This window comes from Streptomyces sp. NPDC021093, from assembly GCF_044333135.1.
Taxonomy (GTDB): domain Bacteria; phylum Actinomycetota; class Actinomycetes; order Streptomycetales; family Streptomycetaceae; genus Streptomyces.
In genome coordinates, this window is sequence record NZ_JBIRQJ010000002.1 from 263530 (window position 1) to 281882 (window position 18353).

The following is an 18353-nucleotide window of genomic DNA, read 5'->3' on the forward strand; positions in this document are numbered from 1 at the left end:
GTCCCGGCGGCTCTCTCCTGCGACCGCCCCCGGGCCGCGGCGGCACCGACCGGACGGGTGCGGGGCCGAACCTCTGCGTGCGGACGATGCGGGGGAGGCCCTCGGGTCAGCACGGGGATGCACGCGATCGCGGGTACGCGTACGGCCGCGAGTAGGCGTGCGACCGCGCGTACGCGCATGACCGCGCGTACGCGCATGACCGCGCGTACGCGCATGACCGCGGGCATGCGTACGGCCGTGCACATGCGCATGACCGCGAGTGGTACGAAGGCAGCCGCCGCACCGGTCTCCTCACGCATCCCGTCCGGGGGTGCTACGGAACCCGTCGTGTCCGGACGGGCCGAACTGCCGCGTTCCGGTGCGGCGGACCCTGCTGCGCGCGGATGGGGCGAACTGCCGCGTTCCGGTGCGGCGGACCCCGGGCTGTTCGGAGGGGTCGGACTGCCGCGTCCAGGCGTGGTGGACGCCGTCCTGTCCAGGCGGGGCGTGCTGGCGAGTTCCGGTGCGGCGGACCCTGCCGCGCGCGGATGGGTCGAACTGCCGCGTTCCGGTGCGGTGGACCCCGGGCTGTTCGGAGGGGTCGGACTGCCGCGTTCGGGCGTGGTGGACGCCGTCCTGTCCAGGCGGGGCGTGCTGGCGCGTTCCGGTGCGGCGGACCCTGCTGCGCGCGGACGGGGCGAACTGCCGCGTCTCGGTGCGACGGAACCCGCAGTGCGGGAACGGGGCGAACTGTCGCGTCCCGGCGCGGCGGACCCCGCGACGCTCGAAGGGGTTGGCCTGCCGCGTCCGGGCGCGGCGCAGCCCGCCGTCACCGGATGGTCCCAACTGCCACGTACACGCGCCCAGCAGGAGGTCCTCGCATGAGCACCAGCCGTACGCCCTCCGACGCCGCCCCGGCCACCCCGCCCTCCGTCGTCACCCCTGCCACCCCAACCACCCCCCTCCTCCACATCCGCCCCATGGGCCCCCACGCCCTCCTCGTCGAGCTCGACGGTCTCTCCGAGGCGCAGGCCTTCCACGCCGAGGTCCTCCGGCGCCGTGCCGCCGACGCGCTGCCCGCCGTCCGCGACATCGTCCCCGCCGCAAGGACCGTTCTCCTCGACGGGCTCGCCGACCCGCAGGCCTTCGCCGCCGACCTCCGTACCTGGTGCATTCCGCCGCTCACCGCCGACGAGGGGCCGCTGATCGAGATCCCCGTCCGTTACGACGGTCCCGACCTCGCCGACGTGGCCGACCTCTGGGGCATGCCGGTCGACCGCGTCCCCGCGACCCTCGGTGGGCTCGAACTCCGGGTCGCCTTCTGCGGGTTCGCCCCCGGCTTCGGCTATCTCACCGGCCTGCCGACGGCTCTCCACCTGCCCCGCCGCGCCACCCCGCGCACCGCCGTACCCGCCGGATCGGTGGCCCTCGCGGGCGAGTACGCGGGCGTCTACCCCCGCTCGTCCCCCGGTGGCTGGCAGCTCATCGGCACCACCGACGCCGTGCTGTGGGACCCCCACCGCGAACCGGCCGCCCTGCTCGCCCCCGGCACCCGGGTGCGCTTCACCGAGGAGACCCGCACGTGATGACCGTGGCAGCCTCCGAGGCCCCGGCAGCCGCCGGCGCCCCGCCCGCTCCCGCCCTCGAAGTCGTACGCCCCGGAGCCCTCACCACCGTCCAGGACGAGGGCCGCCCCGGCCACGCCCACCTGGGCGTTCCCCGCTCCGGAGCCCTCGACGCGCACGCCCACCGGCTGGCCAACCGCCTCGTGGGCAACCCGCGTGGCGCGGCCACCCTGGAGACCACCCTCGACGGCGTCTCCCTCCGCACCCTCGTACCGGTGACGGTCGCCGTCACCGGTGCCCCCTGCCCGGTACGGGTCGACGGCCGGCCCGTCCCCTGGGCAGCCCCGGTACGCGTCCCGGCGGGCGCCCTCCTCGACATTGGCCGCCCAACTGCCGGTCTCCGTACGTACGTTGCTGTCGCCGGTGGCGTCGCGGTCGAACCCGTTCTCGGCAGCCGCTCCGCCGACCTCCTCTCCGGCCTCGGCCCCGACCCGCTCGCATCCGGCGTCCTGCTCCCGGTGGGCGCCCCGCACCCGACTCCGCCCGCCGTGGACACGGTGCCCTGGCAGGCCCCGCCCGCCGAGTTGGTACTGCCGCTGCTGCTCGGCCCCCGCCACGACTGGTTCACCGCCGAGGCGGTCCGCATGCTGGCCGCCCCCGGCTACCGGGTCTCCCCGGCCGCCAACCGCATCGGCCTGCGTACCGAGGGCCCGGCCCTCGCCCGTACGAAGAACGACGAACTCCCCAGCGAGGGAATGGTGTTGGGGGCGGTCCAGGTTCCCCCGGACGGGCTCCCGGTGGTCTTCCTCGCCGACCACCCGGTGACCGGCGGCTACCCGGTGATCGGCGTGGTCCCCGAAGAGCACCTTCCGGCGGCGGCCCAGGCGGTACCGGGCACGCCGATCCGGTTCGCGGTACGGGGCGCGGGCCGCTCCCGCTGACGCTCCCGCCGCAAGCAGCGTCACCGCCTTCCCCGGAAGGCGCGGACCACTTCCGCCGCAGCGGTGAGGATCCCCGCCCGGTCCTGAGACTTCGCGTCGCGCAGGGCGAAGCGGACGACGAGCACACCGGCGGCGGCGACGATCAGCACGGTGAGCACGGCACCGAGAGAGAGGAAGAGAACGAGCAGGGGGTCCATGAGGCCTCCAGGGTCCGGGCCGCGCCGGAACGACGCGACCGGACGACCGTCTGTCGGCCGGCCCGTCCCGTACCGGGCCGACTCCGCCGATCCCCTGCTTTCCCCCTGGCCAGAGCGCTAGCATCCACATGCCGAGTCGCCCGAGTCGGCCCGACTCGGGCGGTCGGGCACGGCGGAGGGCTGGCGCGGGGTGGCACAGGCACAGACGCAGGCGCGGGACGAATTCTTCGACAGGCTGGGCGAGTTGCACCGGAGGGCAGGTGAGCCTGCCGCCCATCGGCTGCGCAGCGCCTTCCCGCCCCGGCGGGCGACCGACCTGCCGGACGCCACCCTGGAGGGGTGGCTGAAACGGCAGACCGTGCCGAGGAACGCCGACCAGCTCAAGCTGCTCATCCAGGCGTACGAACGGCTGCTGCGGGCCAAGTACGGGCAGGCCGTCGGCCCGCACCTCCCTCTGACCGACTGGGAACAGTGGCGGGTCCTCCACCGGAACGCACGGGCGGCAGGCGTTCGCGAAGAGCACCCCAAGATCCCGCACGAGCCGGGGACGACCGCCGAGGACGAGTGGGCGACCGCCGTCGCGGACTGCGTGGCCTGGTCCCGGTGCGGGACCGGCGAGGTCACCGAGGCCCTCAAGGAGCAGGCCGAGCAGACCGTACGAGCGCTGGCGCGCCGGAGGCGGGAGGATCACCGCGCCCTGGACGGAGACCCCTGGCTCGACGAGGGCCTGGCCGTCCGCATCGCCGAACAGCTCAGCGGAATGCTGGTCAACGAGCTTTCCCAGCTGGCCCTTTCACCGCCCGAGGCCGCCCTGCTGGCCCTGCTGCCCTTCCTGTATCAGACTCAACGGGCCAGTGGCGCCGCCGAGTTGGCCGGTGTCGGGGCCACCGACCTCGCACAGTCCGACGACCCGGGACAGGACCGGCGCGGTTACGAGACCTTCCTCAGGTCGCACGAGCGGATCGTCCGGCGGGCGAACGGGATCGGACGCCAGGACGCGCAGGACGGGAAGGGCGCGCAGGACGCGGGGAACGCGGGGGAGGGGCAACGGCACATCTCCTGGTGGCTGTTCCACCAGTGGGCCGGCCGCCGCCGGGTGACCACGGACGCGGTGCTCGACGCGGCGGCCGTCGGTGGCAACAGCAGGGACGACATCTGGGCGGTCCTGGAGCGCGAACCCCTCGCCCGGCTGCTCACCGGCGTGAGCGTCCCCCCGCACGACCTGTGCGGCACGGGCCGTGGCGCGTTCGTATGGGGCGACGACTACTACCCGCCGCTGCGCGGGTACGAGCACCAGGCCGTACGGGAACGGCTGGTCGGCCTGGTCCTCGCGGTCGCCCACGCCCGCGCGGTGGAGCTGACCGCGCTGCCCTTCACCATCGTCAAACACCTCGGCATCCCGGACCCCGTCGACCTCGCCCGCCTCGCGGACGACGTGGCGGCGGCCCGGTGGCAGCCCATCGCACGGGGCGACGGCATGCAGCTGTCCGCGAGGTGCCACCACCCCGCCGTCGCCGACGCGTTGGCCGAACACTGCACGAGAGTCGACCTGTTGCTGCGTCTGGCCCGCCGGACCGAGGGGCTGACTCCCCTCCCTCCCTACGCGACGGCGGACGGGGTCTGGGAGGTGGACGAGAACGGCCGACGTGTCTCCGCAGGGGCGACCGTCCGGTTCCGGCTCGACGAGGAACGGGTCCAGGAACTCCTCATGGGAGAGAGCCTCTACCAGGACCGCGCCCTGGCCGTCCGGGAGATGTACCAGAACGCCCTCGACGCGTGCCGCTACCGCAGGGCGCGCGAGGAGCTGCACGTTCAGGAGTTCAACCGGGGCGCCACCGACCGGACTTCGGGCTATCGGGGCCGCATCGAGTTCGACCAGGGGGTGGACGGGAACGGCCGCTCGTACCTGGAGTGCACGGACGACGGCATCGGCATGGGCGAGGCCGAACTCTCCGGAATCTTCGCGCAGGCCGGCGTGCGGTTCACCGACGGGGCCAACTTCCACCAAGAGTTCGCCGAGTGGAAGCGGCACGGGATCGCCTTCTATCCGAACAGCCGGTTCGGGATCGGCGTCCTGAGCTACTTCATGCTGGCGGACGCGATCCGGGTCACCACCTGCCGGATGGGCCACGGCTCCGTGCCCGGAAACGAACTCGTCGCCTTCATCAGCGGCCCGAACACCTTCTTCCGCATCCGGGACACCGGCGCTCCCGGCAAGATCGGTACGACCGTGCGGCTGTACTTGCGCGAGGGGGCCGACGCGCCGTCCTGCGTGGCGGAGTTGCGGCGGCTGCTGGGCATCGCGGAGTTCGAGACGGTGGCCAGACACGGTACGCAGAAGCGGACTTGGCGGCCCGGAGTGCTGGAGGAGCGGCGGGACCTGGTCTCCGACTCGCTCGGCCTCGATGCCCAGGGATGGCAGATCCCCTGGGAGGGCGACGCCGGAGGGACGGGGGCCCAGGTGGTGTGGTGCGAGCGCGGGGGAGGGCTGCTGGTGGACGGCATCCCGACCCGGCCTCGGGTGCGGCGCGGGGTGCTGGCGAGCCTGGAGAGTGGGGGCACGCTGTGTGGTGTGGTGGTCAACCTGGTCGGAGGACACCGACCGGAACGGCTCTCCGTGGACCGTACGGAGATCCTCGACGAGGACATCTGTGAGCGGGTGGAAGAGCTGATCCGTGGAGCGTTGCCGACGCTCCTGGAATGGCGGGACGACGCCGGGGAGTCCCGGGTCAGCGATAAATGGCTCACGTATGTTTCCCGCACAAGTCTGCGCGTGGGCGATCTCATCACCGAGAGAGCGGTGGCCGAATATCGAAATTCAGATTGCCCGGTCATTGCACGTATCGCGCGATCAGGTTTCTTCTTGGTGGACCGGCGCATCCTGTCCGGAGGCATGGAGGACATGGACGGTCGCCACGGCGTCGGTATCCCCGAAGACGTATTGTTGTGGCGATTGATTTCCCACGGGCCCAGTTGGAAACTGGACGCCTTGGGGGAATTGGTTCCCGAGACCCTGAACCTCGGGGAGGTCGTTCCGGCGCTTCCCTCGGACAGGGTCATTCTTTCCGAGGAGAACGAAATTGGGAGTATTAAGGGCTGGTACCGTTCTCTCGGTGAACCGGACAGGCTTCTCGAAGCGGCACTGAAACGCGGCACGTCATATGCGGACACCGTTGCTCGTGCGAGGGTACTCGGAATTTCTGACCTCCCTGCTGTTCGGTGCGGAGTGATGGGTGACGAGCTGGATCTCGCGTTGATGAGGATGGAGTCAGGCCTTGAGTACCCCTATACCCGAGGGCTCCAGGTGAGTGAGGCGGTGCCACCAGGGTTTGTGGTGAAGGCGTACTTCACTTTCAACATCAGCGTCCGGGAGATCATCCGGCGCCTCGACGCGTTCGGCTTCGACGTTCCGGATGTCGAACGATTCCCTGCGTATCCCAGTGAGCAGGCGTTGAGTCTTCTCGGCAACTCAAGCGGATTCGATTCCGACTGGTTGGCAGCGGATCGCCCGGTTCCTCTTTCCTATGTATTTACGGCTGCCGGTGAAGCGTCCCTCTCGGCCTCCCAGGTCGTCGCGGAGCTCCGTGAGTACGGCCTGGAATTGGATGGTAAGCAGAGTCCTTCGGAAGAGCAGTGGGAGGCCCTGGAATTCGCCGGAGATCTGTACAGAGAATTGGCGGTGATGTGGAATTTCGGAGGAATGCTGGGCCCCAGGGAGATCGGGAAATTTTCTGCCAGGTTCGGTCTGGGGTCCCGTGAGGCAAGGGATCAGCTGGATTCTCTGGGTGTGCGGGTACTGCCGCAGGTGCCCGAGAGCATCGAGGAGGACGACCATCGGATTCTGGGCGCCTTCTCCCATTGGGAGCGTCTCCTGCCTGGTTCGACGGTTTCGGCCTTCTCCGTGGTGAGAGCCGCAGCAGACGCCTGCCTTCCCCTGGCGCAGGTGGAGTCCCGTGTTCTCGCGTACGGGATGCGCATTGCCGGAGACACACGGCGAATTGGCGCGGAGGACCTGGAGGTGGCCAGTGCACACTTCGACGGTGATTATGGGTGGATGTCGTCCGAGGGATCCGTGTCGCCCATCAGCGTGATGCATGCCTCCGCGCAGTTCGGTCTCCCGCTCCGGCAAGTGGCTGAGGTTCTGGAGCGTTGCGATCTCTGCCCGCCCAGGGGAGTCGTCTTTGGTGAGGGGCGGGCCAGTGAGGACGACATTCGGATCGTCGGTGCGTGCCTTGACGGATACTCTCCCTGGAGTTCCCAGGAAGGTCCTGCGTCACCGGGGCATGTGTTGCACGCGGCGGGGGCCTTTGGTGTCTCGCCTGCTGACGTGGTCGAGATTCTGCGGCGTTGCGGATACCGGATTCCCGAGGGCTTCTGCCCTGATGAGGAACAGGCCGACGAAGTGGACCTGCGGCTGCTCAGCAAGAACATCGACGGATCGTCCCCCTGGCTGGACGGCGAGGAGCCCGTTTCCAAGCTCCACCTGATCGAGGTGGCAGACGAGGTCGGCCTGCCGCCCGAGCAACTGGTGACGCGCCTCGCGAAGTGGGGCATGTCGACATCGGCCGAGTTTCCGGTCGAAACCGGCGCCCTGGCCAGGAGTCTGCTCGCGATCCGGGTGCAGGGGCCGGAGTACAGGACGTGCGTGCTCCGGCGTCTCGTCGGAACCCCTGTCCAGACCTACCTGGAACTCGTTGATCGCTCGGGTGCCGAACCCGCCGAGGTGATCGACTGCCTGGCCGACCTGGGGTTCGACCTGGAAGCGCTGAGGCAGTCGATTCGCGAGTCCCTCAGTGAGGTTCCGTTCGTGGAGAAATAGCTGCCGTGCGGCTCAGACGTGTGTGGCGTGCGTGAGGAAGTCGGTCCAGGCGGCAGGTGAGAGGGCGAGCTCGGGGCTGTCGGCGAGCTTGGAGTCGCGGACGTGGACGGTGGTGGGGCAGGTGGCTACTTCGACGCAGTCGCCGTCGCCACCGCTGCTGTAGGTGGACTTGTGCCAGGAGAGGGCGACTTCGACGCAGTCGTCGCCCTGCGTGCCGCTGTAACTGCTCTTGAACCAGGACAACTCGGGGGTTGTACTCATAGCGCTCCTCGCATTCGCTCCAGCAGGCCCACGGAGTCTGCGTGAGTGAGAGCCTGTGAACGCAGTTTTGCATACCGTTGGAGCATGATGCTGACGTGTTTCGGGTCGGTGATTAGCTGTCCCGACTGCTGGCCTTCGGAGTAGCCGAGCCACCTGTGATCGGGTGTCTCCAGCAACCTCATCGGGCCGTCCAGGCCCGCATGGTTGGCCCGTTCCAGGGTCATGATCTGTAGCTCTACGTTCCGGAGCTGGGCGGCAGAGAGCATGTGGTCGACCAGGTCCCGGGTGACTGCGTCGCCACCGAGGTTCCGCAGGAGGATCGACTCTTCGAGGATGAAGCTGAACGGCACGTTGGGACGCGCCCGGAGAAGGTGTTGGCGGTCCATACGCGCAGTGAGCTGATCTTCGAGCTGGCCGTCTGCCAACGGGGGCACGCTCTCCGTGAACACCGCGCGTGCGTACGCTTCCGACTGCAACAAGCCCGGTACGAGTCGGCACTCGTACGTATCGAGGCTGACTGCCTCGGCCTCCAGCTTGGCCCACTGCCTGAACCACTTCGCCAGCCCCGGCCTCCGCGAAAGGTGCTTCGCCGCTCCCCTGATCACCCCGAACGCATCCAGCACCTCCTCCGCCCGCTCCACGAACGACGCCGACGGGAACCGCCGCCCCTGCTCGATCGAAGCGACCGTCGGCAGCGAGTACCCGATCCGGTGGGCGAACTCCTCCTGCGTCAGGTTGGCCCGTTTCCGGAAGGCCTTGACGACCTCGCCGAACGCCTTGAGGCTGTCCGTGGTCTCCGGCTCGTTCCCATTGCCCGCCGCACCGTCCGTGTCGTACGTCATCCCGGTCACCTCTCGCACCGATCCGCACCCCGCGCACCACCAACACGCCCATCGTTACGGCCTGTTACTAGTCGTGTCTACGGTGCGCACCCGTACGCTGCCGCAGCGTACGGGTCGCTGATCTGGTGAACTTCCCCTGCCCGTCGCCACATTGGGCACATGACGCCACCCCCGCCCCAGCAAAGCGCGGTCACCGTACGTACGTTCTCCCAACTCCTCAGCGCGACCGAACGCGGCGCCCGCCTCGCCCGGCAGCTCGCGGTCCACCAGTGCCACGAGTGGGGCATCCCGTACGGCAGCGAGACCTCCGACGCCGTCGCCCACATCGTCGCGGAACTGGCCGCGAACGCCGTGACCCATGGCCAAGTGAGAGGGAGAGGCTTCGAAATCCGTCTCGTACACCTCGATCACGACACGGACGCTCTCCTGCGAATCGAGGTTTCCGACGCATGCGGCGAGCGCCGGCCGCCGGAGCCGGGAACCCTCCGCACGCCCGCCACCGGCGCGGATTCCGGGCGCGGGCTGTTCCTGGTCGAAGCGCTGGCCGACCGGTGGGCAGTGCAGGACCGGGAGCCCGGAGGGAAAACGGTACGGGCTGAAATCGACATTCGGTGAACAGGCCGCCGGAGGAGCCGAGTTGTGGTGCCATGTGCTCCTGAAGTCCACATCCATGTGGATTCTGTGAATGGGGGGTTTACATGCTTCGTGGGAACGGCATACGGGTGGCCGTGCCGGTCGCGGCCGGACTGGTCGGGCTGCTCGCGTGCGCGGTGGCTCCGGCGCAGGCCGCGCCGAAGCACCAGGGGGGCGTCCACTTCGGCTGGATCCAGTACAACGGACCGGGCGCGGACAACGGCTCGAACGCCAGCCGGAACTCCGAGTACGTCCAGATCCACAATGCCAACCGGTCCGCCGTGCAGCTCAAGGGCTACAAGGTGCGGGACAAGAACGGCTGGACGTACACCTTCCGCGCGCTGAAGCTCGGCGCGGGCAAGACGGTGACCCTGCGGACGGGCAGCGGGCGGAACACGGCGGCGAACGTGTACTGGGACCACCGGTACCGGGGGCGCGCCGCGTACGTCTGGAACAACAGCGGCAAGGAGACCGCCACCCTGCTCAACTCCAAGGGCAGGAGCGTCGACTCCTGCTCTTGGAAGGGCAAGGGTCAGCGCACCAAGGCCGAGAACGTGAACTGCCACTGAGGCGGAGGCTTTGAAGCATCGCGGCCGCCCCCGGAGGAACGGGAGCGGCCGCGTCGCGGGACGGATGACGTATCAGGTGCTGATCGTGGTGATGGGGTCGAAGCCGTACGTGCGGGCGTAGCCGTTCTCGGTGCCGACGAGCAGGTCCACCACCTCGAAGTAGCGGTCCCAGAACGGGGTTTCGCGCAGCGCGTCGATGAGCAGCTGGTAGGCGCCGTGGTCGTCGGCCTCCCAGACCCAGACGTCGGTGACGCGGGTGGAGTAGAACTCCGTGTCGTAGAAGCGCGATCGGACGCCGGTGGTCTTGGCCTTGATCGCGGGGATGACCTGGGTGGCGAAGGCGTCCATGCGCTCCGGCGGTGTCATGGCCAGCCATTCGGGCGTGGTCTTGACGAGCATGAACGCGGTGACCGGCGGCGTGGTTTCGGCGGTGGGCGTGACGCTGGGCGTGACGGTGGACATGACGGTGTCTCCAAAGTGGTGAACGGGCTTGCTGGAAAAGGATGTTCAGGAGAGAACGGCGGGCTTGAGGACCCGCGCGCACCACTCCTCGAACGTGGTGGGCGATGCGGTGTCCGGGGTGCGGGTGACGCCCGCGTCGAGTCCCTCGTCCTTGGCCCGCTTCATGTCGACGAGGCCCTGGGCGAACTCCTCGTTGACGCCGTAGCCGATCAGGTCGGTGTGGAGCGCGGCGAGCGACTGGCGTTCGTAACGGACGGGGCGGCCGAACTGCTCGGTCATGATGCGCGCCAGGTCGTGGGGGGACAGGTCCTGCGGCCCGAGGATCGGGACACTGTCGTTGCCGGTCCACGAGCGGTCGAGCAGCAGGCCCGCGGCGACGGCTGCGATGTCGGCGACGGCGACGCGGGGCGCCTTGAGGTCGGCGTCAGCAGTGTCGGTGAAGACGCCCTTCTCGCGGATCGATTCGGCCTCCTCCAGCAGGTTCTCGAAGAAGGACGGGTTGGCCAGTGCCCGGTACGCCACCCCGGATTCCGCGATGACGTCGTCCGCGGCCAGGGACGCGGTGACCAGCCCCGCGCGGCCGGCGACCGCGGTGCCGCGACCGAGCGCGGAGACGCCGACGACGTGGCCGACGCCATGAGCGGCGAGAGCCTTCGCGGCAGGGCGGGTGAAGCCGGGGAAAGCGTCCTCCGGGGTCAGGGAGGCGTCCGGAGGGGCGAGCCAGAACACGGCGTCCGCCCCCTCGAAGGCGCGGTCGACGACCTCGGCGTCACCGTGTGAACCGGTGATCACCTCGACGCGTTCGCGCACCCCGTCGGGAAGACGGGCCGGGTCGCGCACGACCACGCGCAGTGCCTCGCCGTGGGAGGGGGCCAACTCCAGGAGAAGGGGCAGCAGTTGGCGGCCGATGTTCCCGGTGGGAGCAGTGATGACGATCATGGAAAACCTCGTGGGTCGCGCCGGATCGGTACGTCCCTCATCCTGCGGAGCGCCGCCGTGTTGCCACAATGGGAACTTCAGCACGGAATCATTGCCCGAAATGGAATTATGCCCATGAGTAGCAGTCAAGAGCCTGTCGTCGACGCCAATCTCGCCCTCGCGCTGGACGCCCTGCTGGCCGAGCAGAGCGTCACCCGGGCCGCCGCCCGCCTGCACACGTCCCCCGCCGCGATGAGCCGCACCCTCGCCCGCCTCCGGCGCGTCCTCCAGGACCCCCTCCTGGTCCGGGCCGGCCAGACCATGGTCCCCACCCCGCGCGCCGTGGCCCTGCGCGAACAGGCCGCTGCGGTGGTGCGCGACATCGGTGCGCTGCTCACTCCCGGAGCCGGTGTGGACCTCGCAGCGCTGCGCGCCGTCTTCACTCTGCAGACGGCTGATTTGGTGGGCGCGGCGCTCGTTCCCGGGCTGTTGCGGCTGGCCCGGGAGGAAGCGCCGGGCGTATCGCTCCGGTTTCTGGCGGAGGAGTGGGAGGGCGGCCCTGCGCTGCGCGAGGGCCGGGTCGCCCTGGAGGTCGGGGCCATCGATCACGTCGACCCCGAGACCCGGGTCGAAGAGCTGGTCACCCTGCGGATGGCGGCGGCCGTCAGGCCGGGCCACCCCCTTGCCGAAGGGCCCCTGACCCCGGAGCGGCTCGCCGCCGCCGAACACGTCGCGGTGAGCCGTCGCGGCCGGATCACCGGCCCCCTGGACACCGCGCTGGCCGAGCGGAATCTCCAGCGGCGGGTCGCCGTCGTACTCCCCAGCCACATCGCGGCGATGGCCCTCGCCGCCCGCAGCGATGTGGTGTGCCTCGTCCCCGTCGCTCCCTCCGGCGCCGCTCCCTCCTCCCTCACCGACTCCGCGACCGCCCTCGGGCTGCGCCTCCTCGACATCCCGCTGCCGCTGCCGCCGGTGGTCCTCGGCATGGCGTGGCACCCTCGCCACGCGGCGGACGGCGGCCACCACTGGCTCCGCGGCGCCGTCCGCCGGACCCTTCAGGCACCCGGGAGCCCGGCCACGTGACGAGGGTCCTGGCAGCCTGTCAGTGACCGCCGGGCTTCGTCGGCTTGACCGGCTTCGTCGGGAACGTGTTGGTGACCCGCACCCACACGTCGCCCTTGGCCCGCACCACACCGTCCGTCGCGCCGCCCGCGGTGCCCGGGTCCGAGTCGCGGACCGTCACCTTCGCGCCGCGCGGCACGCTCGTCTCCTTCGCCGAGCAGACCGAGCCCACCGGGACGGCGAAGGTCCGGCTGCGGCCGGCCTGGAGGGTGAACTGCTCGTTGAGGAACGGACGCCCGGCACCCGGCGCCGTGCACGTCGCACGGAACGCGAACGGGCCGGGGCCGTGGCCCACCACCTGCTTGGCGACCGTGAACCGGACCTTGGCGGGCGGCGGCTTCGGAACGAAGGTGTTCGTCGCCGTGATCGTGAGCGGCTCCGAGTCCTTGCCACCGATCGTGACCGCCTTCTCCGGAGTGCCGTGGTCGACCGTGCTGCTGGTCGCCCCGCCGTTGTCCGGCTCCGTCGCCCAGCACTTGGTGCCCCGGGGGAGCGGGAAGCCGAGGTCGTCGACGGTGCGGGAACCGGCGCCCGTGAAGGTGTAGCGGCGGCGGTCCACCAGTGTCAGCTCCTTGCCGTCCTTGGTGCGCAGGGTGCAGGAGAGGGCCAGGACGAAGGGGCGGCCGGAAGCCTGGCCGACGACCTTCTTGGCGAGGCGGAGCGTGCCGGTCTCGTACGAGTTCTTCGCGGTGATCGACACCTCCGGCGCGTCCTTCGTGACGACGACCGCGCTGCCGTGGCTGCCGTGGTCGATGTCCGTGTGGGTCGCGCCGCCGTCGCTCATCTCCTCGGCCCAGCAGCGGGCGCCGATCGGCAGGTCGCCCGGCACGTTCAGCGTCTCGCCCGCCTTCAGCGTGAACCGCTTGCGGATGACGAAGGCGACGACGGGGTCACCGTCGGGGCTCTCCGCCTCGCGGATGCAGGTGACGCGGAAGACGTAGCCCTGGGCGTACGGAGCGTCCGCCGGGGCGCCCTCGATCTCCTTGCGGAGGGTGAGGCTGCCGAGGGAGAAGGTGTTGGTGAAGTCCACCGCGACGGTCGAAGTCCCGCCGCCCTTGGTGATGGTCACCGGGCCGACCGGCGGCGGAGTCTCGTCGGCGCCCGCCGGGTCGATCTCCTCCACGGTGCACTCGGCGCCGACCGGAATGTCGTCGACCTGGCCGACGAGACGAGGTGCGCGCACCGTTACCGTACGGACGACAGCGTCCTTGCGGCCGTTGAACGAGCACAGCACCCGGAACCGGAAGGTCCGGTCGGCGAAGTCGATGCCCTGGCCGCGTACCTGCTTGAGCACGCGCAGCGAACCGGTCGGGAAGTCGTTGGTGATGGTCAGACCTGCGGTCTTGTCCGGTACGGAGCCGATGACGGCGACCTCGGCCTCGGACGAGTCCGTCGCCGTCACGTCCACCGAAGCGGCACCGCCCTGGTCCGGCTCGGTCGCCGTGCAGCGGGTGCCCTCCAGCAGTCCGTCGAGCGGGATCTCGCCGTCGCCGTGGAAGGTGAGGTCCTTGGGGAAGCCGGGCAGCGGGCTGCCCCGGAAGAGGCAGGAGACCCGTACCGTGAACGGCCCCTTGCCGAACTCCTCGGCAGCCGGACCGGTCGTCTTCTTGCGAACCTTCAGCGCCGCGTCCACATAGGTGTTGGTGAGCTCGATGTGCTCACCGCGCTCGTCGGGGGTGGCCGGGGTGATGACGACGACCTGTGCGTTCGCTTCGCCGAGGTGTTCGCTCTGCAGACCGTTCGAATCGATCTCCCAGACCTCGCAGCGCGCTCCTGCGGGCACGCCCACCAGCGCCATCGGGGTGTACGGGGTGAGCTCGAAGACGCCCTCGCGGACGACCTGCGGGGCGCCGCCCTCCGGAGTGACCGTGCAGCGGTAACCGGCCTTGTACGAGCCGACCACGACGCCGTCGGGCCTGTTCACCTCGATCTTGTCCACGCGCAGGTTGCCGAACCGCATCCCGATGCCCACCTTGGGCGGCTCGGTGGTCGGCAGGTCCTGCTTGCGGCCGTTCTGGATGACGGTCTCGGAGTGGGCGAAGGAGTTCCAGGCCACGGCCGGGTCGCCGGGCTTGTCCAGGTCGACGGGGGAGGACATCGGCATCCGTACGTACACCTCGCCGCCGGGCGGCAGCGTCTGGTTGAAGGTGACGCGCATCTCGACGCCGGTGGCCTCCGTGGTGTGGCCGGGCTTCCAGTCGCCCTTGGCGCAGTCGCGGCGCGGGGTGGCGATCAGGTCGGAGCAGGGGTTCGCGACGGTCGCGTACCTGGTCTCCAGGGTGCCGGGGCCGATCAGTTCGGGGGCGCCGGTCAGCCGGGGGCGGGGGTTCCACTCGGTGCCGCGCTGCTGGTTGCCGAGCAGGACCCCGGTGTCACCGAGGTAGGGGAAGACGTCGAGGAGGCGTACCTCGGTGGTCTCGTCGGTACCGGAGTTGACGGCCCGCAGCAGGTACTCGAAGTTCTCCCCGGGCTGCAGGAGCGCGATGCACGGGTACTGGGTGTAGGTCCTGCCGCCCTGCTTGAGCATCGGGCAGGCGGGCGAGTCCAGGCCCACGTAGCTCTTGGTCACCGTGTTGTAGAAGCCGAGCGAGTCGTTCCCCGCGACCCACTTGCTGGCTTCGAACGCGGTACCGGGCAGCGTGGTGATCTCGGCGCGGGAGGTGCAGAAGCGCCCAGGGCCGAAGTTCTTGGTGTCGTCCACGCTCTCGCCGTCGCGCACGGAGTCCTTCTGGCACTCCATGTCCTTGTCCCTGTCCGAGCCCGCGCCGAACACGTTCTGCACGACGGAGTCGCCGGGCACGCCGGGTGCGAGCTTCACCTGGAAGGTGATCTTGATTTCGGCGCCGGGCAGCATCGACCAGTCCGGGAAGCGCCACCTGACGTGCGTGACCCGGCCGTCGGGTCCGCGGGTCGGCTCGTACACCGGCTGCGGCGGGTTGGGCGTGCCCGCGGGCACCTTGAACGTCATCCGGAACGGCAGTCCGCCGTCACCCGCGTACGTCTCGTCGAAGCGAAGCAGCTCCGGGATCGGGTCGGCCAGCACGAGCCCGCCGATCTGGCCGGTGCCGGTGTTGCGGACGGTCAGCGTGAACGGGGCGCTCTCGCCGGGCCCGATGCGCGAGTCGGGGCCCTTCGCGACGGCCAGCCTGCCGCGCCCCTCCTGCACCTTCAGGGTCGCCGTACTGTCCCCGAACGGGAACTTCTGGCCGGGCTGCTGGAGGGCGCTCTCGCCCGCCGCGCTCGCCGTGTCGGAGAGCGTCTCGGGGATCGGGGTGCCGGGGTCGGAGCGGAGGTTCTGCCGGGCCGCGACCTTGAAGCAGACGATGTTCGGGCAGGCACCGCGCCGGTCGGGGGCGCCGGGCGTCAGGACGTAACCGCCGCTGGAGTGCGAGAAGGTGAACCGCAGCCCGCGTACGTCGGCCGCGTCGACACCGGCCGGCAGGCCCGGGGTGGTGGAGGAGACGGCCGAGCCGTTGACGTACACCGGCGGGTTGGCCGTGCAGCCGGTGGTGCACGCGTCGACGCGCACCCGGTTGGCGCCGGGCGGGAAGGTGACGCCGGTGATGCGGACGAAGTCGGCGGCGTCGAAGAAGTCCGCGTCGGCGTCCGTGACGACGATTTCCTTGAGGTTGATGTTGCCGGTGTTGCGGGCCTCGATGCGTACGTCGGGCTCCTGGCGGCGGACACCGGGCAGGGTCCTGGCGACCGTGGACGGTGAGATCGACTTCTGTACGGAGCCGCCGCTGCGGGCGGGCTTGGTGATGCTGGACTCGCCCGTGCAGGCGTTGCCGCCGATCGGCCGGCCGTTGGAGGTCATCTGCGCGCAGTTGCGGAAGCTGACGTCGTCGGCGATGCCGTCCCGGCGCTGCACCACCACATTGACCATGATCCGCCCGTTCGGCGGCAGGCTGCCGTCGGCGAGCCGGGCCCTGACCCCCTTCGCGCGGGTCAGCAGCGCGGTGTCCGCCTCGTCGTACGCCACCCACCGCGCGGCCGTCGGGTCGTACACCTCAAGGAGTACGGGAAGACCGGACGGTTCGCGGTAGAGCAACTTGAGTTCGGTGAGGCGTACGACGTCGAACGGGTTCCCGGCGGCGGTCGGGTCGGGCGGGTCGGTGATCGCGGGCCGGTCGAGGGGCGTGGTGCCCGCGTTGGCCAGGTCCAGGGTGAACGTCACCGGGGTGCCGGGCGGGATCTCCGTCTTGTCCGCCGACTTGGAGGCGCGGATGTCGTCGCGCGGGTTCTGCGGGCGCAGGCTCTGGCAGGCGGTGCCGGAACCCGAACCCGAGCCGTCCACCGGGTTGGTGGCGGACACGTCCGCGCAGTTGGCGATCCCGTCGACGGCGTCCTGGGCGACGGCCTTGTCGTTGAGGGTGCCGTGCAGGGAGAGCCGTCCGAGGGCGTTGGGCGCGATGCTGCCGCTGCCCTTCGCGTCGGTGCCCCTGAAGGTGATCGAGACCTGCTTCGGCGGGCTGCCCGCCGGGCACCCGGTGTTCGGCAGCTCCTGCCGGGCGGTGGTCGGGGAGAGCTGGAGCGGGGCCGGCCTGGAGCCGTCGCGGCACACCACGGTGAGGGTGGCCGAGGTGGCTCCCGCGGGGAACTCCACCGCCATCTTCGACGCGTCGAACTTGTCGAACTCGCTGACCGCCGTCGCCGAGGGCTCGGTGATGGTCAGGGTCGCGACCGGGAACGACGCCGTGTTGCGGGCGCCGACGACCATGCTGACGGGCGGCTTCGTGCCGATGATCGCCGTGCCGTCCTCCCGGTAGTTCCCGTCCGTGTCGGAGAAGAAGGACTTGGTGCCCTGCACCGTGGCGATGTTCGGAAGGATGTCGTACGTGGCGCAGGCATCGGGCCCGTTGACCGTCCCCGCCGTGGTGTCGCGGGCGCTCACCGAGGAGCAGTTGCGCACCTGCTGACGGGTCGTCGGGTTCAGGGGCTGGCCGGTCGCGCGGACGGTGTCGCGCAGCTTCACGTTGAGGGCGACCTGGCCGCCGGTCGCGTCGTACGGCAGCTTCGCCCCGGAAGCGGCGGTGAACTCGAACTTCACGCCCGTGATCCGGTCGGGCGAGATCCCCGGCGGCAGGGTCACCCCGGGCCCGGCTCCGACGGGGCCTGCCGTGAACTCACCCGGCGCACAGGGGGTGCTGGTCGGCTTCGTGCACACCAGCACGCGTACCCGGTCCGCCCCGGCGGGGAAACGGGACACCGGGCCGACGCCCGTCACGTCGAAGTTCTCGTACGTGGCCGGGGTCGTGTCGCCGACCGTCAGCGCGGTCACGTCGGCGGAGGTGGACGAGCCGTTCCGCACGCCGAGGGTGATGGTGGAGGTGTCCCCGGACTGGGCGACGGCCGAGGCGGACGACCACTTCTTGGTGGTCGCGGGGCGCACGACACGCGGGATGCGGACCGTCACTTCCGCCGTGGAGGACTCCGGATCGGCGTTGTCGGCGTCGATGGTCGCCGTGTTCGGGATCTTCGCGCCGTCGGTCAGCGCGGTCTCGGCGGGCACCCGCATCCCGATGGAGATGTCACGGCTGACACCCGCGGGCAGTCCTGCCGATCCGGCGGGGGCCGGCGGACTCGGGAGCGGCTCGGCGAACCGGATCGTCAGCTTCCGGGTGGCCGGGTCGTAGGTCACCGTGCGGGCGTCGGTCGACTTCGGCAGCGAAGTGATGTCGAATCCGGCCGGCAGCACGTCCTCGACCACCGGGTTGAGGCACGCCGTCGTCAATGACGAGCAGGAGGAGGTGAGGACGTACGAGAACACGCCCCCGGGTTCGACGGGCATCGTCGCGCCTGTGACCCGCTTGGTGATGCCCACCTCGGCCTCCGCGGCTCGCGCGGCGGCGCCGGGCGCCGCGGCGAGGGTGCCCGCCACCGATGACAGCAGCACGGCCGTGGCCAGGCCGCTCCGCATGATCCGTTCCCGCACGATCCACTCCTTGGCCGCTTTGGCTCTCTGTGCCATTGCGCCTCAGAGTCACACTCCGTGTCGAATAAGTTATCCACATGCGGGGGTGGAAGTATGTTTTATGCCTGAAT

At 70.3% G+C, this 18353-nt stretch carries 13 protein-coding genes; 7 read left to right on the top strand and 6 right to left on the bottom strand.

Features of this window, described 5'->3' with window-relative positions; genetic code table 11:
- Positions 1-177 precede the first annotated feature (177 nt).
- The 3 genes from ACH4SP_RS06280 to ACH4SP_RS06290 all read left to right on the top strand — a co-directional run bounded on the left by ACH4SP_RS06280 (position 178) and on the right by ACH4SP_RS06290 (position 2485).
- Positions 178-864, top strand: coding sequence for a hypothetical protein (locus ACH4SP_RS06280; protein WP_398410186.1), 687 nt, complete (start codon positions 178-180; stop codon positions 862-864).
- A gap of 95 nt (positions 865-959) precedes the next feature.
- Positions 960-1565 carry an allophanate hydrolase subunit 1 gene (locus tag ACH4SP_RS06285; protein ID WP_398411765.1) on the top strand — a complete coding sequence of 202 codons (606 nt, stop codon included), beginning with the start codon at positions 960-962 and terminating at the stop codon, positions 1563-1565.
- A complete protein-coding gene (locus ACH4SP_RS06290; protein ID WP_398410189.1) occupies positions 1565-2485 on the top strand; it encodes a biotin-dependent carboxyltransferase family protein in 921 nt (306 codons plus the stop codon). Before ACH4SP_RS06285 ends, ACH4SP_RS06290 begins: the two co-directional genes overlap by 1 nt.
- Before the next feature lie 20 nt (positions 2486-2505).
- Here the strand turns inward: ACH4SP_RS06290 and ACH4SP_RS06295 are convergent, their stop codons facing one another.
- A complete protein-coding gene (locus ACH4SP_RS06295; protein WP_398410193.1) occupies positions 2506-2682 on the bottom strand; it encodes a hypothetical protein in 177 nt (58 codons plus the stop codon).
- A 190-nt stretch (positions 2683-2872) separates the two neighbouring features.
- Here ACH4SP_RS06295 and ACH4SP_RS06300 point away from each other — a divergent pair, with 190 nt between their 5' ends.
- Complete coding sequence (locus ACH4SP_RS06300) at positions 2873-7501, top strand: hypothetical protein (RefSeq protein WP_398410197.1); 4629 nt, start codon at positions 2873-2875, stop codon at positions 7499-7501.
- Between the two features lie 12 nt (positions 7502-7513).
- On the opposite strand, the gene ACH4SP_RS06305 is transcribed toward ACH4SP_RS06300, so the two are convergent.
- Together ACH4SP_RS06305 and ACH4SP_RS06310 are read right to left on the bottom strand one after the other, a co-directional pair.
- Positions 7514-7762 (bottom strand): DUF397 domain-containing protein, encoded by a 249-nt coding sequence (locus ACH4SP_RS06305; RefSeq protein WP_398410199.1) that lies wholly within the window; start codon positions 7760-7762, stop codon positions 7514-7516.
- Positions 7759-8604, bottom strand: a complete 846-nt coding sequence (locus tag ACH4SP_RS06310) for a Scr1 family TA system antitoxin-like transcriptional regulator (RefSeq protein WP_398410202.1) — start codon at positions 8602-8604, stop codon at positions 7759-7761. Before ACH4SP_RS06310 ends, ACH4SP_RS06305 begins: the two co-directional genes overlap by 4 nt.
- A 159-nt stretch (positions 8605-8763) precedes the next feature.
- Here ACH4SP_RS06310 and ACH4SP_RS06315 point away from each other — a divergent pair, with 159 nt between their 5' ends.
- Positions 8764-9219 (top strand): ATP-binding protein, encoded by a 456-nt coding sequence (locus ACH4SP_RS06315; RefSeq protein WP_398410207.1) that lies wholly within the window; start codon positions 8764-8766, stop codon positions 9217-9219.
- Between the two features lie 83 nt (positions 9220-9302).
- Positions 9303-9806: a lamin tail domain-containing protein gene (locus tag ACH4SP_RS06320; RefSeq protein ID WP_398410210.1), complete on the top strand. Its 504-nt coding sequence runs from the start codon at positions 9303-9305 to the stop codon at positions 9804-9806.
- A gap of 72 nt (positions 9807-9878) precedes the next feature.
- On the opposite strand, the gene ACH4SP_RS06325 is transcribed toward ACH4SP_RS06320, so the two are convergent.
- Both ACH4SP_RS06325 and ACH4SP_RS06330 read right to left on the bottom strand, forming a co-directional pair.
- Positions 9879-10268, bottom strand: a complete 390-nt coding sequence (locus ACH4SP_RS06325; protein WP_398410212.1) for a darcynin family protein — start codon at positions 10266-10268, stop codon at positions 9879-9881.
- Positions 10269-10313: 45 nt separating this feature from the next.
- The gene (locus ACH4SP_RS06330; protein WP_398410214.1) at positions 10314-11207 is read right to left on the bottom strand and encodes an NAD(P)H-binding protein; all 894 of its coding nucleotides are present in this window, start codon (positions 11205-11207) and stop codon (positions 10314-10316) included.
- A 114-nt stretch (positions 11208-11321) separates the two neighbouring features.
- Here ACH4SP_RS06330 and ACH4SP_RS06335 point away from each other — a divergent pair, with 114 nt between their 5' ends.
- Entirely contained in the window at positions 11322-12269 is a 948-nt protein-coding gene (locus ACH4SP_RS06335; RefSeq protein ID WP_398410217.1) for a LysR substrate-binding domain-containing protein, read from the top strand.
- Positions 12270-12288: 19 nt separating this feature from the next.
- Here the strand turns inward: ACH4SP_RS06335 and ACH4SP_RS06340 are convergent, their stop codons facing one another.
- Entirely contained in the window at positions 12289-18279 is a 5991-nt protein-coding gene (locus ACH4SP_RS06340) for a DUF5979 domain-containing protein (protein WP_398410220.1), read from the bottom strand.
- Between the last annotated feature and the right edge of the window lie 74 nt (positions 18280-18353).